The 12,975-nt window shown below is 71.5% G+C and carries 11 protein-coding genes and 1 pseudogene; 6 read left to right on the top strand and 6 right to left on the bottom strand.

Annotation, left to right across the window (positions count from 1 at the left end; translation table 11 throughout):
• Nucleotides 1–5: 5 nt before the first annotated feature.
• Together D3A60_RS01885 and D3A60_RS01880 are read left to right on the top strand one after the other, a co-directional pair.
• Nucleotides 6–1,394 (top strand): MFS transporter, encoded by a 1,389-nt coding sequence (locus tag D3A60_RS01885; protein ID WP_119717010.1) that lies wholly within the window; start codon nucleotides 6–8, stop codon nucleotides 1,392–1,394.
• Entirely contained in the window at nucleotides 1,391–2,677 is a 1,287-nt protein-coding gene (locus D3A60_RS01880) for an NAD(P)/FAD-dependent oxidoreductase (protein ID WP_119717009.1), read from the top strand. The genes D3A60_RS01885 and D3A60_RS01880 overlap by 4 nt, the downstream gene beginning before the upstream one ends.
• A 62-nt stretch (nucleotides 2,678–2,739) precedes the next feature.
• On the opposite strand, the gene rpoH is transcribed toward D3A60_RS01880, so the two are convergent.
• From rpoH to rhlB, 6 genes are all read right to left on the bottom strand, one after another.
• Nucleotides 2,740–3,612, bottom strand: coding sequence for an RNA polymerase sigma factor RpoH (gene rpoH / locus D3A60_RS01875; RefSeq protein ID WP_119717008.1), 873 nt, complete (start codon nucleotides 3,610–3,612; stop codon nucleotides 2,740–2,742).
• Between the two features lie 169 nt (nucleotides 3,613–3,781).
• Nucleotides 3,782–4,495 (bottom strand): uracil-DNA glycosylase, encoded by a 714-nt coding sequence (gene ung, locus D3A60_RS01870; protein ID WP_119717503.1) that lies wholly within the window; start codon nucleotides 4,493–4,495, stop codon nucleotides 3,782–3,784.
• A gap of 8 nt (nucleotides 4,496–4,503) precedes the next feature.
• Complete coding sequence (locus D3A60_RS01865) at nucleotides 4,504–5,355, bottom strand: response regulator (protein ID WP_119717007.1); 852 nt, start codon at nucleotides 5,353–5,355, stop codon at nucleotides 4,504–4,506.
• A complete protein-coding gene (gene ftsX / locus D3A60_RS01860; RefSeq protein ID WP_231120359.1) occupies nucleotides 5,352–6,338 on the bottom strand; it encodes a permease-like cell division protein FtsX in 987 nt (328 codons plus the stop codon). The genes D3A60_RS01865 and ftsX overlap by 4 nt, the downstream gene beginning before the upstream one ends.
• A complete protein-coding gene (gene ftsE / locus D3A60_RS01855) occupies nucleotides 6,335–7,021 on the bottom strand; it encodes a cell division ATP-binding protein FtsE (protein ID WP_119717006.1) in 687 nt (228 codons plus the stop codon). Before ftsE ends, ftsX begins: the two co-directional genes overlap by 4 nt.
• A 251-nt stretch (nucleotides 7,022–7,272) precedes the next feature.
• Nucleotides 7,273–9,039, bottom strand: a complete 1,767-nt coding sequence (rhlB, locus tag D3A60_RS01850) for an ATP-dependent RNA helicase RhlB (protein WP_119717005.1) — start codon at nucleotides 9,037–9,039, stop codon at nucleotides 7,273–7,275.
• A gap of 204 nt (nucleotides 9,040–9,243) precedes the next feature.
• On the opposite strand from rhlB, the gene trxA reads away from it, so the two are divergent.
• The 4 genes and pseudogenes from trxA (at nucleotide 9,244) to D3A60_RS01835 (ending at nucleotide 12,936) form a co-directional block, all read left to right on the top strand.
• Nucleotides 9,244–9,570, top strand: a complete 327-nt coding sequence (trxA, locus tag D3A60_RS01845; RefSeq protein ID WP_119717004.1) for a thioredoxin — start codon at nucleotides 9,244–9,246, stop codon at nucleotides 9,568–9,570.
• A gap of 251 nt (nucleotides 9,571–9,821) precedes the next feature.
• Nucleotides 9,822–11,537, top strand: coding sequence for a transcription termination factor Rho (gene rho, locus D3A60_RS01840; protein WP_119717003.1), 1,716 nt, complete (start codon nucleotides 9,822–9,824; stop codon nucleotides 11,535–11,537).
• A gap of 136 nt (nucleotides 11,538–11,673) precedes the next feature.
• Nucleotides 11,674–11,832: pseudogene (locus tag D3A60_RS14795) on the top strand (DUF6538 domain-containing protein); the annotation flags it as partial.
• Between the two features lie 126 nt (nucleotides 11,833–11,958).
• A complete protein-coding gene (locus D3A60_RS01835; RefSeq protein ID WP_157981374.1) occupies nucleotides 11,959–12,936 on the top strand; it encodes a tyrosine-type recombinase/integrase in 978 nt (325 codons plus the stop codon).
• Nucleotides 12,937–12,975 lie beyond the last annotated feature (39 nt).

Below are 12,975 nucleotides of genomic sequence, written 5' to 3'. Positions count from 1 at the left end.
GCGCGATGAGCCCGGCCGACGCGCCGACCGCCGTTCCGCCGATGGCGTCGGTGGCCGCGTCGGCGATGACCCCGGCGCGGCGGCTGCGCAGCATCGTCAGCGGCTCGCTCGGCAACCTGGTCGAGTGGTACGACTGGTACGCGTACGCGGCGTTCTCGCTGTACTTCGCCAAGGCGTTCTTCCCGGCCGGCGACCGCACCTCGCAGCTGCTGAGCACGTCGGCGATCTTCGCCGTCGGCTTCCTGATGCGCCCGCTCGGCAGCTGGCTGTTCGGCCGCTACGCCGACCGCCACGGCCGCAAGGCCGCGCTGATGCGCTCGGTGCTGCTGATGTGCGCCGGCTCGCTGCTGATCGCGGTCACGCCGGGCCACGCGACGATCGGCATCGCCGCGCCGGTCCTGCTGGTGGTCGCGCGGCTGATGCAGGGGCTCAGCGTCGGTGGCGAGTACGGCACCTCGGCGACCTACCTCAGTGAGATGGCCAGCCGCGCGCACCGCGGGTTCTGGTCGAGCTTCCAGTACGTCACGCTGGTGATGGGCCACCTGGTCGCGCTCGGCGTGCTGATCGCGCTGCAGCAGTGGCTGCTGACCGACGCGCAGCTGCACGCGTGGGGCTGGCGCATCCCGTTCGTGATCGGGGCGGTCGCCGCGCTCAGCGTGCTGTGGCTGCGCCGCGGGATGGTGGAGACCGAGGCGTTCGAACGCGCCGGCGACGCGGCCGACCCCGACGCCGTGCCGACCGAGCGCGGCACGCTGCGCGCGCTGCTGCGCCACCCGCGCGCGGTTGCGACGGTGGTCGGGCTGACGATGGGCGGCACGCTCGCGTTCTACACGTACACCACGTACATGCATAAGTTCCTGGTCAACAGCGCCGGCCTCGACGGCCGCACCGCGTCGCTGCTCAACGCGTCGACGCTGTTCGTCTACATGCTGATGCAGCCGGTCGTCGGCGCGCTGTCGGACCGCATCGGCCGGCGTCCGGTGCTGATCGCGTTCGGCGTGCTCGGCACCGCGCTGACGGTGCCGATACTGACGGCGCTGCAGGACGTGCAGACCGTGACCCACGCGTTCTGGCTGATCCTCGCCGCGCTGGCGATCGTCAGCGGCTACACCGCGATCAACGCGGTGGTGAAGGCCGAGCTGTTCCCGGTCGAGGTGCGCGCCCTCGGCGTCGGCCTGCCGTACGCGCTGACGGTGGCGGTGTTCGGCGGCACGGCCGAGTATGTCGCGCTGTGGTTCAAGCGCGCCGGCATGGAGAGCGGCTTCTACTGGTACGTGACCGCGTGCATCGCGTGTTCGCTGCTGGTGTACCTGCAGATGCCGGACACCCGGCGGACCTCGCGCATCGACCGCGAACAGCCAGGCGACCGCGAGCGCATCGGGGCGATGGGATGAGCGGGATCGCGCAACGTCACCGCCCGCACGTGGTCGTCGTCGGCGGCGGCTTCGCCGGGCTGTGGGCCACGCGCGCGCTGGCGTCGGCGGACGTGCGCATCACCCTCGTCGACCGCCGCAACCACCACCTGTTCCAGCCGCTGCTGTACCAGGTCGCGACCGCCGGGCTGTCGGCGCCGGACATCGCCGCGCCGCTGCGCCACATCCTGCGCCGGCAGCGCAATGTCGAAGTGCGCCTGGGCGAGGTCGTCGGCCTCGACGCCGCGTCGCGCACGGTGGCGCTCGCCGACGGCGATGCGCTGCACTACGACCAGCTGCTGCTGGCCAGCGGCGCGACCCACGCGTACTTCGGGCACGACGACTGGGCCGCGCACGCGCCCGGCCTGAAGACGCTCGACGACGCGCTGGCGATCCGGCGCCGGCTGCTGCTCGCATTCGAGCGCGCCGAGGCGACCGACGATCCGGCCGAGCGCGCCGCGTGGCTGAACTTCGCCGTCGTCGGCGGCGGCCCGACCGGCGTCGAACTGGCCGGCACGCTCGCCGAGATCGCCCGGCACACGCTGCGCGACGAGTTCCGCCGCATCGACCCGGCCGACGCGCGCGTACGCCTGATCGAGGCCGGCCCGCGGGTGCTGGCGAGCTTCCCCGAGTCGCTGTCGGCGAAGGCGCGCGCGCAGCTGGAGCGCCTCGGCGTCGAAGTCGTGACCGGCGCGCCGGTGGAGTCCATCGACGCGGCCGGCTACGTGCTGCGCGGCGTCGACGGCGCGACCACGCGCGTCGACGCGCGTACCGTGCTGTGGGCGGCCGGCGTGGCCGCGTCGCCGCTGGGCGCGCTGCTCGATGCGCCGCGCGACCGCGCCGGCCGCGTGCAGGTCGCGGCGGACCTGAGCGTGCCCGGGCACCCGGAGATCTTCGTCGCCGGCGACCTCGCCGGCGTGCAGCTGGACGGCCGCGCGGTGCCCGGCGTCGCGCCGGCCGCGAAGCAGATGGGCGCGCACGTCGCCGCCGCGATCCGCGCGCGGCTGGCCGGGCGCGCGGCGCCTGCGTTCCGCTACCGCGACTTCGGCAACCTCGCCACGATCGGGCGCATGGCCGCGGTCGTCGACCTGCACGGGTTCAAGCTGTCGGGCCTGCTGGCGTGGTGGTTCTGGCTGGCCGCGCACGTGTTCTTCCTGATCGGCTTCCGCAACCGGATCATCGTGCTGGTCAACTGGGCGTGGGCGTACTGGAGCTACCAGCGCCACGCGCGGATCATCCTCGACCCGCCCGACGACGACGACTGAGCCGCCACAACGGCGAAGGCCCGGTTTCCCGGGCCTCCGCTGGTATTGCCGCCGTGCGCAGGTCAGGCCGCGAACAGCGCCTTCATCTTCTTCAGCGCGTTCGCCTCGACCTGGCGGATGCGCTCGGCGCTGACGCCGTATTCGTCGGCCAGCTCCTGCAGCGTCACCTTGTTCTCGTCGTCGAGCCAGCGGCGCTTGATGATGTCGCGCGAGCGCGCATCGAGGTTCGCCAGACCCTCGCGCAGCACGGCGAGCGTGCTGTCCTCCTCGTCGCGACGCTCGTACATCTGCGACGGGTCCTCGCCGTCGGCGCGCAGGTAGGCGACCGGCGACGGCGGCGCGTGGTCGTCGTCCTCGTCGGGCGCATCGAAGCCGATGTCGCGGCCGGACAGGCGCGACTCCATCTCCATGACCTCGCGCTCGGACACGTTGAGGTCCTTGGCCACGGCGCTGACCTCGGCGGCGTTGAGCCAGCCCAGTCGGGTCTTGCTCTTGCGCAGGTTGAAGAACAGCTTGCGCTGCGCCTTGGTCGTGGCGACCTTGACGATGCGCCAGTTCTTCAGGATGAACTCGTGCATCTCCGCGCGGATCCAGTGCACGGCGAAGCTCACGAGCCGCACGCCCTGGTCGGGGTCGAAGCGCTTGACCGCCTTCATCAGGCCGATGTTGCCCTCCTGCACCAGGTCGCCCATCGGCAGGCCGTAGCCGTTGTAGCCGCGGGCCACGTGCACGACGAAGCGCAGGTGCGAATGGACGAGCTCGCGGGCCGCGTCGAGGTCTTCCTCGTCGCGGTAGCGGCGTGCCAGGGCCTGCTCGTCCTCGACCGTCAGCACCGGGATGCGGTGCACGGCGTTGATATACGCGTCGAGCGAGCCGAGCGCGGACGGGATGGGCAGGTTGTGGGGAACGAGCGCGGTAGGGGAGGTCTGGCTCATGGGGTCCGAGTTTAGCAGTCGGGGTCTGGGACTGCTAAAGACCCCGGAAGTTCCCGCAGCGTTGCATTCATGGAACGGCGCTCGGCCGCGGGGCCGGTCACCACCCTGCATGGGGCCGCGTCGACGGCCGGTCAAGCCGTGACTGACAGCCTACCCGACCTCGGCGGCGTCAGGCCGGCAGCGTGGCGCGGGGCGGCAGGGTCCAGTCGATGCGCCGCTGGCCGGTCCGGGCCAGGTACTGGTTGGCCGCGGAAAAGTGGCCGCAGCCGAGGAAGCCGCGGTGCGCCGACAGCGGCGACGGGTGCGGGGCCTTCAGCACCCGGTGCCGGGCGGTGTCGATGACCTTGCCCTTGGCCTGCGCGTAGCTGCCCCACAGCAGGAACACCAGGCCCTCGCGCTCGCGGTTGAGCACGTCGACGACGTGGTCGGTGAAGCCCTCCCAGCCCTTGCCCTGGTGCGCGCCGGCGCGGCCGTCCTCGACCGTCAGCACCGCGTTGAGCAGCAGCACGCCCTGCCGCGCCCACGGCAGCAGGCAGCCGTGGTTCGGCCGCGGCGCGCCGACGTCGCGCGCGATTTCCTTGAAGATGTTGTCCAGCGACGGCGGCACCGGCACGCCCGGGCGCACCGAGAAGCACAGCCCGTGCGCCTGGCCCGGGCCGTGGTACGGGTCCTGGCCGAGGATCACCACCCGGGTCGCGTCGAACGGGCAGGCGTCGAACGCCGCGAAGATGTCCGGGCCGGGCGGGTAGATCCGCGCGCCGGCGGCCTTGCGCGCGCGCAGGAACGCGGCCAGCTGCCGCATCGGCTCGCTCAGCAGGTAGTCGCCGACCCGCGCCTTCCACGACGGCTCGAGCTGGATCCGGTCGGCGTCGCTGGGCGGCACGGCGCCGCTCACTCGGCGTCGAGCGAGGTCGGCTCCGGCAGCCGGGCCAGGCGCAGCTGGAACAGCGCCTTGGTCACCAGCCGGCGCTCCTCGATCGGCTTGAGCACCAGATCGTTGGCGCCCTGCCGCAGCAGCTCGCTCTGGTTGCGCGGGTTGGCGTCGCCGGTCATGACCAGCACCGGCAGGCGGCGCTTGCCGTAGCCGAAGTCGTTGCGCAGGCGGTCCAGCAGGTCGTTGCCGCTCAGCGCGCCCTTCAGGTAGACGTCGGTCAGCACCAGGTCGGCGCCGGGGTCGTCGCCGCCGCGAAGCGGCTCGAGGTACTCGAGCGCCTCCTCGACGCCGATGAAGTGCATCACCTGCATGCCGTGGCGCTCGAGCATGCGCTTGGTCGCCAGCGCGACGACCTTGCTGTCCTCGACGTACAGCACGCGCGCGCCGGGAATCGGCTGCGGATGCACGTAGCCGCGGATGAAGGCGGCGAGGGCCTGGTGGCCGAGCGACTTGTCGAAGTAGTCGGTGACGTCCTCGGTGAAGCGCCGGTCCTCGAGGTGCGCTTGGGCGTCGCCGGACACCACGATCACCGGCACGTACGCCTGCCCGGCGGCCTCGCGGACCGCATGGGCCAGCGCGATGCCGTCGCCGTCGGGCAGCACCAGCGAGGTGGTGACCAGGTCGACCGCGCCGTCGGCCAGCGCGGCGCGCGCCTCGGCGACGCCGGCGCACGGCACCACGACCACGTCCGGCAGCTCGCGCGACAGCACGTCGCCGATCAGCCGGCGCACCAGCTTGGAGCCGTCGACGACCATGATCCGCGGCGCGGCGGTGCCGAGGTGGCGCAGGTCCTGCGATTCGCCGGTCATGTCGTCGGTCGCGTCTGGCGCAGGTAGTGGCCGGTGACCAGCCCCGCGCCGAGCCAGCCCAGAACGCCGGCGCCGGCGACGATGGCCAGCGCCTGGCGCAGGTCGAAGCCGCGCAGCGCGAAGCGGCTGCCGTAGCTGCCGGCAAGCTCGGCCAGCGGCGGGCCCAGCGCCTGGTCGGCGGCGGTCAGCAGGCCGAGCGCCAGGGCGCCGGCGGCCAGCCCGTAGCAGGCGCCGAGGTACAGGAACGGGCGGCGGATGAAGCCGTCGGTCGCGCCGAGCAGCTGCAGCACGCCGATCTCCTCGCGCCGCGACTGGATGTCGAGCCGCACCGTGTTGCCGACCACCAGCAGCGCGCCGAGGCCGAGCAGCGCGGCGAGCACCAGCGCGAGCCGCCCGCCGAAGCGCAGCCAGCCGTCGAGCCGCTGGCGCCAGCCGGCGTCGTGCTGGACCACGTCGGCCTCCGGCAGCGCCTGCAGCGACTGCGCCAGCAGCAGCTCGTCGCCGCGCGGGGTCACGACCAGCAGGCTCGGCAGCGGGTTGGCCGCGTCCCCGTCGGCAGCGACGGCCGCGACCGCGTCGGCAAGCCCGGCGCGCTCGCGCAGTTCGGCCAGGCCCTGTTCGGGCGTGCGCAGCTCGACCGCGGCGACGTCGGCGCGGCCGCGAAGGCTGTCGGCCAGCGCGCGCGCGCGGGCTACGTCGATGGCCGGCTCCAGGAACACCTGCACCTGGCGCGAGCGCTGCACATCGCCGGCGAAACGCTCGACGTTCGCCAGCGCGATCCACAGTCCGAGCGGCAGCGCGATCGCCACCGCCATCACGCCGACCGTCAGCGCGGTCGCCCACGGCTTGCGCAGCATCCGGCCGACGCTGGCCACGATGCTGTAGACGTGGTGGTCGAACCAGCTGCCGAGCCGCGACTGCCCGCCGGGCGAACGCCCGCGCGTGCGCGCCCCGGTGCTGGCCGGTTCCGGCGTCGCGCTCACGAGGCCAGGTCGCCCGGGGCGATGTCGTCGGCCAGCCGGCCCTGGTTCAACACCAGCACGCGCTTCTTCATGCGCTTGACCAGCGCCAGGTCGTGGCTGGCGACCAGCACGCTGGTGCCGCGCTCGGGCAGCGACGCGAACAGGGCCATGATTTCGGCCGACAGGGTCGGGTCGAGGTTGCCGGTCGGCTCGTCGGCCACCAGCAGGCGCGGCTCGGCGACGACCGCGCGGGCGATGCCGACGCGCTGCTGCTCGCCGGCCGACAGCTGCGACGGCAGCGCGCGCTCGCGCGCGGCCAGGCCGACCTTCTCGAGCACCACGCGCACGCGCTTGGCGATCTCGCCGCGGCGCATGCCGCGCAGCAGCAGCGGCAGCGCGACGTTGTCGGCGACGGTGCGGTCGTGCAGCAGGCGGTGGTCCTGGTAGACCACGCCGACGTCGCGCCGGTGGTGGGCCACGCGCGCGCCGCGCACCTTCAGCAGGTTGCGGTCCGCGAACAGCACCGAGCCGCGGCTGGGCCGCTCGCTGAGGTGGATCAGCTTCAGCAGCGTGCTCTTGCCGGCGCCCGAGTGGCCGGTGACGAACAGCATCTCGCCTTCGCCCACGTCGAAGCTGACCTCGGCGAGCGCGGTCTGCCCACCGGGGTACTGCTTGCTGACGTTGTCGAAGCGCAGGACGGCCATCGCGCCACCGGGATCGAGGATGGCGGCAAGTATCGGCGGCGCGCGCGGCGAAGGCCAGCGCACCGGCGTGACGCGGATCGGGTTTGCGACGGAGGGTGCACGCGTCGGGACGGACGCGAGCGCCCGCGATCGGCGATGCGCGCCGGCGCACGCAATGCCGGTCCGCACGAACGACGACGCCGCGCCGGAAGCCGACGCGGCGCCGAGGTGCCGATCCGTGCATCGCCGGCGATCGCCGGCGGGCGGTGGCGTCAGTGCTGCGAGTTCGGCGCGCGGGTGATCAGCTTGCGCAGCCCGGTGCCGATACGGCTCAGCAGCGACGGCTTGTCGCCGCCGGCCGGCGCGGCCTCGCGCGCGGACTTCGGCGCGCGCGCCGGCTTGGACGCCGGTGCGGCCGGTGCCGGAGTCGCGGCCACGGCGTCGCCGCCGTCGATGCGCTTGCCGCCGCGGCGGCGACGGCGCTTGCGCGGCGCGCGCTCGGCGTCGCCGGCACCGCCCGGCACGGCCGTCGGCGCGGCGGCGCGCGCCGGCGCGGCAACCGCCGCGGCGACGTCGGCATCGACCGGGACGCCCGCCTCGGCCGGCTTCGGCTCGCGGCGCGGACGGTCGCTGCGCGGCGCACCGTCGCGACGGCCCTCGCCGCGCGGACCGCTGCGCTCGCCACGACCGCCGCCCGCGCGCGGACCCGCGCCGGGACCGCTGCGGCCGCGACCGGCACCGCCGCCGCGGCGCTCGTCCTCGGCGGCGCGCGCCTCGCGCACCTCCTTGAAGATCGCGCCGATGCTCTCGTTGGCGTCCTCGCCTTCGACGCCCTCCGGCACCTCGCGCGGCGCGCGCGGCAGCGCAACCAGCAGCTCGCGGGTGACCGGCTCGGTCGGCAGCTTCTGCTCGATGTAGCTCTCGATGTCCGGCAGGCTCATCGCGTAGCGCTCGCACGCGAAGCTGATCGCGTCGCCCTCGGCGCCGAGGCGCGCGGTGCGGCCGATGCGGTGCACGTAGTCCTCGGCGTCGAACGGCAGGTCGTAGTTGTAGACGTGCGACACGCCATCGATGTGCAGGCCGCGCGCGGCGACGTCGGTAGCGACCAGGATCTCCAGCTGGCCCTTCTGGAACTTGGCCAGCAGCGACTCGCGCTTCTTCTGCGGCACGTCGCCGCTGAGCACGCCGACGCGGTAGCCGCCGCGCTCCAGCGCGCGCGCGACGCGCTCGACGAACGCCTTGGTGTTGACGAACACCATCGTGCGCGCGCCCTCGCTGCGCGACAGCAGGCCCAGCAGCAGCGGGATCTTCTCGTCGTCGGCCGGGAAGTACACCTTCTGGCGGACCTTCGCGGCGGTGATGAACTCGGTCTCGACGACCACCTTCTCCGGCTCGTTCATGTGCTCGTAGGCCAGCTCGAGCACGCGGTGGCTCAGCGTCGCCGAGAACAGCAGCGTCTGCCGGGTGGTGCGCTCGGGCATGCGCCGCAGCAGGAAGCGGATGTCCTTGATGAAGCCCAGGTCGAACATGCGGTCGGCCTCGTCGAGCACGCAGACCTCGCACGCGTGCAGGCTGACGACCTTGTGCTGCTTGACGTAGTCGATCAGCCGCCCGGGCGTGGCGATGATCACGTCGGCGCCCTTCTGCAGCAGCTCGCGCTGCTTGTCGTAGTCGACGCCGCCGTAGACCAGGGCGAACTTCAGCCCGAGGTCGGAGCCGAACTTGACCGCGTCCTTGTGGATCTGGATCGCCAGCTCGCGGGTCGGCGCCAGGATCAGCGCGCGCGGGTCCTCGGGCTTGCGGTCGGCCAGCGCCGGGCGGGTCATCAGCCGGTTGATCACCGCGACCAGGAACGCCAGCGTCTTGCCGGTGCCGGTCTGGGCCTGGCCGGCGACGTCGCGCCCCGGCAGGGCGATCGGCAGGGTCAGCGCCTGGATCGGCGTGGTGCGGGTGAATCCGGCCGATTCCAGCCCCGCCAGCAGGCTCGGGTGCAGGTCGAAGGAATCGAAGGTGATGTCGGTGAGAGGCTTGTCGCTCATGCGTCTTGGGGGCGTCTTCGAGTAGGGCATGCGCGCGGACTGCGCTTGCGTGGGTGGCGTCGGCGAAGCAGACTGCCGTGGGCGATCGGGGGCTTCCCCGCCGCGGGCGCAGCGCCCTTGAAGCCGCCGCGAAACGCCCCAGTTTAACGCCATCGACCGCCCGGCGCCGGCCCGGCGGCCGGACCACCACCGCAGGAGACCCCCGTGAGCGAGAAAGTGATGCATGTCGGCGATGCCGATTTCGACGCCGTCGTGCTGCAGTCGGCCGAGCCCGTGCTGGTCGACTTCTGGGCCGAGTGGTGCGGCCCGTGCAAGATGATCGCCCCGGCGCTGGACGAACTGGCCGACACGTATGCCGGCAAGGCCAAGATCGTGAAGGTCAACGTCGACCACAACCGCGCCAGCGCGATGAAGTACCACGTGCGCTCGATCCCGATGCTGCTGCTGTTCAAGGACGGCCAGATCCACTCGCAGCAGATCGGCGCGGTCGGCAAGGCCCAGCTGAGCCAGATGATCGACAAGGCGCTCTGAGCGCCGGTCGCACGGACCCGCCCGCGCCGCCCGGCGCGGGCCCGCGGGGCGCCAGGCCGCCCCCGACGACCTGAACAAAGCGCCGCGCCGGCTTGCGCGGCCCGCGGCGCCGGTGCTAGTTTCGCCTCACCCCGGCGTCCTGACTCAGTGGGCCGACGCCGCGCCCCTCTCGCAACACCACCCAATCACCCACGTCCCTGACGTCCCGCTCGCGCACCGCGGGCGCTCGCCGCTTAGCGAGGATTCCACGCTTGTCCGACCAGACCCCCGACGCCGGCGATAACGCCGAGAAGCGCGTGCGCAAGCCGCGCGTGAGCAAGGCCGACGCCGCACCGGCCGCCAGCGAAGCGCCCAGCGCGCCGCAGGCCGCCCCGCCGCCGCCCGCCGCGTCCACCCCGCCCGCCGCGCCGCAGAACGCCGGCCAGGGCCAGCCGCAGCCGGGCCAGTCCCCGCAGGGCCAGCACCAGCACAACCCGCAGAACGCCCAGGGCGAGCCTCGCCAGGGTGGACGCAACGACGGCAGCGACGGCGGCCAGGGGCAGGACGGCGAAGGCGGCAACCGCGGCAACCGCCGCGACCGCTTCCGCAATCGCCGTGACCGCAACCGCGACCGGCCCGGCCGCGACGGCGGGATGGGCGACGAAGGCGCCGGTAACGAGCAGTTCGTGCCGCGCCCGCACCCGCAGGTGCCCGAGGGCTTCCCCACCTACAGCCTGTCCGACCTCAAGCGCATGCCGACCCCGCGCCTGCTCGAGGTCGCCGAGCAGCTGCAGATCCAGGAAGGCGTCGCCCGCGCGCGCAAGCAGGACGTGATCTTCGCGGTCCTGAAGGTGCTGACGCGCCACGGCGAAGGCGTCGTCGCCGACGGCGTGCTCGAGATCCTGCCGGACGGCTTCGGCTTCCTGCGCGCGCTCGAGGCCAGCTACCTGGCCGGCCCGGACGACACCTACATCTCGCCGAGCCAGATCCGCCGCTTCAACCTGCGCACCGGCGACCACCTGTCCGGCCGCATCCGCTGGCCGAAGGACGGCGAGCGCTACTTCGCGCTGTCGGTGGTCGACACGATCAACGGCGAGCCGCTGGAAGCGAGCAAGAACAAGGTCCTGTTCGAGAACCTGACGCCGCTGTTCCCGCGCCGCAAGTTCAAGCTCGAGCGCGGCGACGGTTCGACCGAGGACATCACCGGCCGCATCCTCGACCTGATGGCGCCGCAGGGCAAAGGCCAGCGCGCGCTGATCGTGTCGCCGCCGAAGGCCGGCAAGACGATGATGATGCAGCAGGTCGCCACGGCGATCACGTCGAACCACCCGGACGTGCACCTGATCGTGCTGCTGGTCGACGAGCGCCCGGAAGAAGTGACCGAGATGCAGCGCACCGTGCGCGGCGAAGTGGTCTCCTCGACCTTCGACGAGCCGGCCGCGCGCCACGTGCAGGTCGCCGAGATGGTGATCGAGCGCGCCAAGCGTCTGGTCGAACACAAGAAGGACGTGGTGATCCTGCTCGACTCGATCACCCGCCTGGCCCGCGCCTACAACAACGTCGTGCCGAGCTCGGGCAAGGTGCTGACCGGCGGCGTCGACGCCAACGCCCTGCACCGGCCGAAGCGCTTCTTCGGCGCCGCGCGCAACGTCGAGGAGGGCGGCTCGCTGACCATCATCGCGACCGCGCTGATCGACACCGGCTCGAAGATGGACGAGGTGATCTACGAGGAGTTCAAGGGCACCGGCAACTCGGAAGTGCACCTGAACCGCCGCATCGCCGAGAAGCGCGTGTACCCGGCCATCGACATCAACCGCAGCGGCACCCGCCGCGAGGACCTGCTGATCGAACCGGAGCTGCTGCAGAAGATCTGGATCCTGCGCAAGCTGCTGCACGGCATGGACGAGATCGGCGCGATGGAGTTCCTGCTCGACAAGATGAAGACCACCAAGTCGAACGACGAGTTCTTCAGCTCGATGAAGCGCTGAGTCCCTCGGGGTAAGCGTATGGGGCCCTCCGCTTCGGCGGCAGGGCCTGGGCAGCGAGGCGGGTCACGCCAAAATTTGACCCCCAAGTTTGACCCCCGAGCAGCAAGAAGCCCCCTGACCGTGAAGGCGGGGGCAAGTGAGCAAGACGAAGTACCTCCAGCGGTTGGGCCAGTCCTGGTACGTCAGGGTGAAAGTCCCCCGCGGGCTGCAAGGGCGTGTGGGGAACACCCATATCCGACGGGCGCTAGGCACCCGTGACCTGGATCAAGCGGCCCAGCGGAAATGGGCTGCGTTGGCCCAGATCTGGGGGCATCTCGAGGTCCTTCGTTCGACCTCGCCGGGTCCCCGCCCTGCCATGCCCCCACTTGCCGGCCCTCATCCCCAAAGTGCAGTCGACTGCTTCTCGACAGAAGCGGCCGCCGTGCAATTAATTGCACACGCGCAACTGCCGACCGAAAACAGCCTGGATGGTCTACTCGACAAGTGGATCGACAGCACCGGTTGCCTCAAGACCACCAGTTTTCAGCGGCGGCAGGCGTATGCCGAACTTCGAGACTTCCTAGGTGGCAACCGCAGTCCCACTGTCGTCACGCCCGCCTTGGCGGCGCAGTATGTTGATGAACGCCTTCGGCAGTCGGCAGACAGTCCCAGCACGCGTCGCCGCAAGCTCAGCGCCTTAGGCGCCTTCTGGGCATGGATGGCCACACGAAGGTTCGTGGCCAACGGCGTGAATCCTTGGTCTGGCTTCCGCATTCGAAATTCGGGCAACGCACGCGTAGGGGCCAAAAAGCGCCCTTACACCATGACTGAGCTGCTCCGTCTGTTCTCGGGTTCTCCGACCTACCCTGCACTTCGTGAAGTGATGGCGCTAGGCCTCTTCACTGGCGCCCGAATCAACGAGCTTTGCTCACTGACGCACGCCGACGTCCGCTGGGATCGTGGGGTCGCGATTGTCCAGATCACAAGGACCAAAACGACCGCCGGGGTTCGGAACTTGGCGGTGGCGCATCACATCCCCGTCGCGATCCTCAGGTCGCGCACCCGTAGAAGTGCTCCCGCATCGGCGCAGCTCTTTCCCGAGCTCAGGGGTGGGGGCTACGACAAGAAGCTGTCCTGGCACGTCGGACAAGCCTTCAGGTACCACCGGAATAAGGTGGGGCTTTGTGGCGAGACAGACTTTCACTCGCTGCGCCGCACCTTCATCACGCGGATGGAGAACTTGGGCGTGGACCAGGTGCACCTCGCGCGTTATGTGGGACACGCCCTACCGACGCTCGCCTTCACCCTTTACTCCGGCGGAAGCACGGAGACCACCCAGAGGGCGACGGCACGCGCAGTGACGTACCCACCGCGCGTCGAAGCTGCGGTGAGCAGCTTTCTTAGGTCGCAACACCCCTGAGTCTTGTGTTGGCAGGTGATGTTGGAGGTGATCTCTTAG

Source organism: Cognatilysobacter tabacisoli, from assembly GCF_003586305.1.
GTDB lineage: Bacteria > Pseudomonadota > Gammaproteobacteria > Xanthomonadales > Xanthomonadaceae > Cognatilysobacter_A > Cognatilysobacter_A tabacisoli.
Note: the sequence above shows the minus strand (reverse complement) of the source record. Positions and strands in the feature narration are given on the sequence as shown.

Excerpts from the sequence above, each read along its gene's own strand:
- ftsE (WP_119717006.1), bottom strand. The coding sequence starts at position 7,021 with ATGGCCGTCCTGCGCTTCGACAACGTCAGCAAGCAGTACCCCGGTGGG.
- rpoH (WP_119717008.1), bottom strand. The coding sequence starts at position 3,612 with ATGAGCCAGACCTCCCCTACCGCGCTCGTTCCCCACAACCTGCCCATC.
- D3A60_RS01865 (WP_119717007.1), bottom strand. The coding sequence starts at position 5,355 with ATGACCGGCGAATCGCAGGACCTGCGCCACCTCGGCACCGCCGCGCCG.
- rhlB (WP_119717005.1), bottom strand. The coding sequence starts at position 9,039 with ATGAGCGACAAGCCTCTCACCGACATCACCTTCGATTCCTTCGACCTG.
- D3A60_RS01880 (WP_119717009.1), top strand. The coding sequence starts at position 1,391 with ATGAGCGGGATCGCGCAACGTCACCGCCCGCACGTGGTCGTCGTCGGC.
- D3A60_RS01885 (WP_119717010.1), top strand. The coding sequence starts at position 6 with ATGAGCCCGGCCGACGCGCCGACCGCCGTTCCGCCGATGGCGTCGGTG.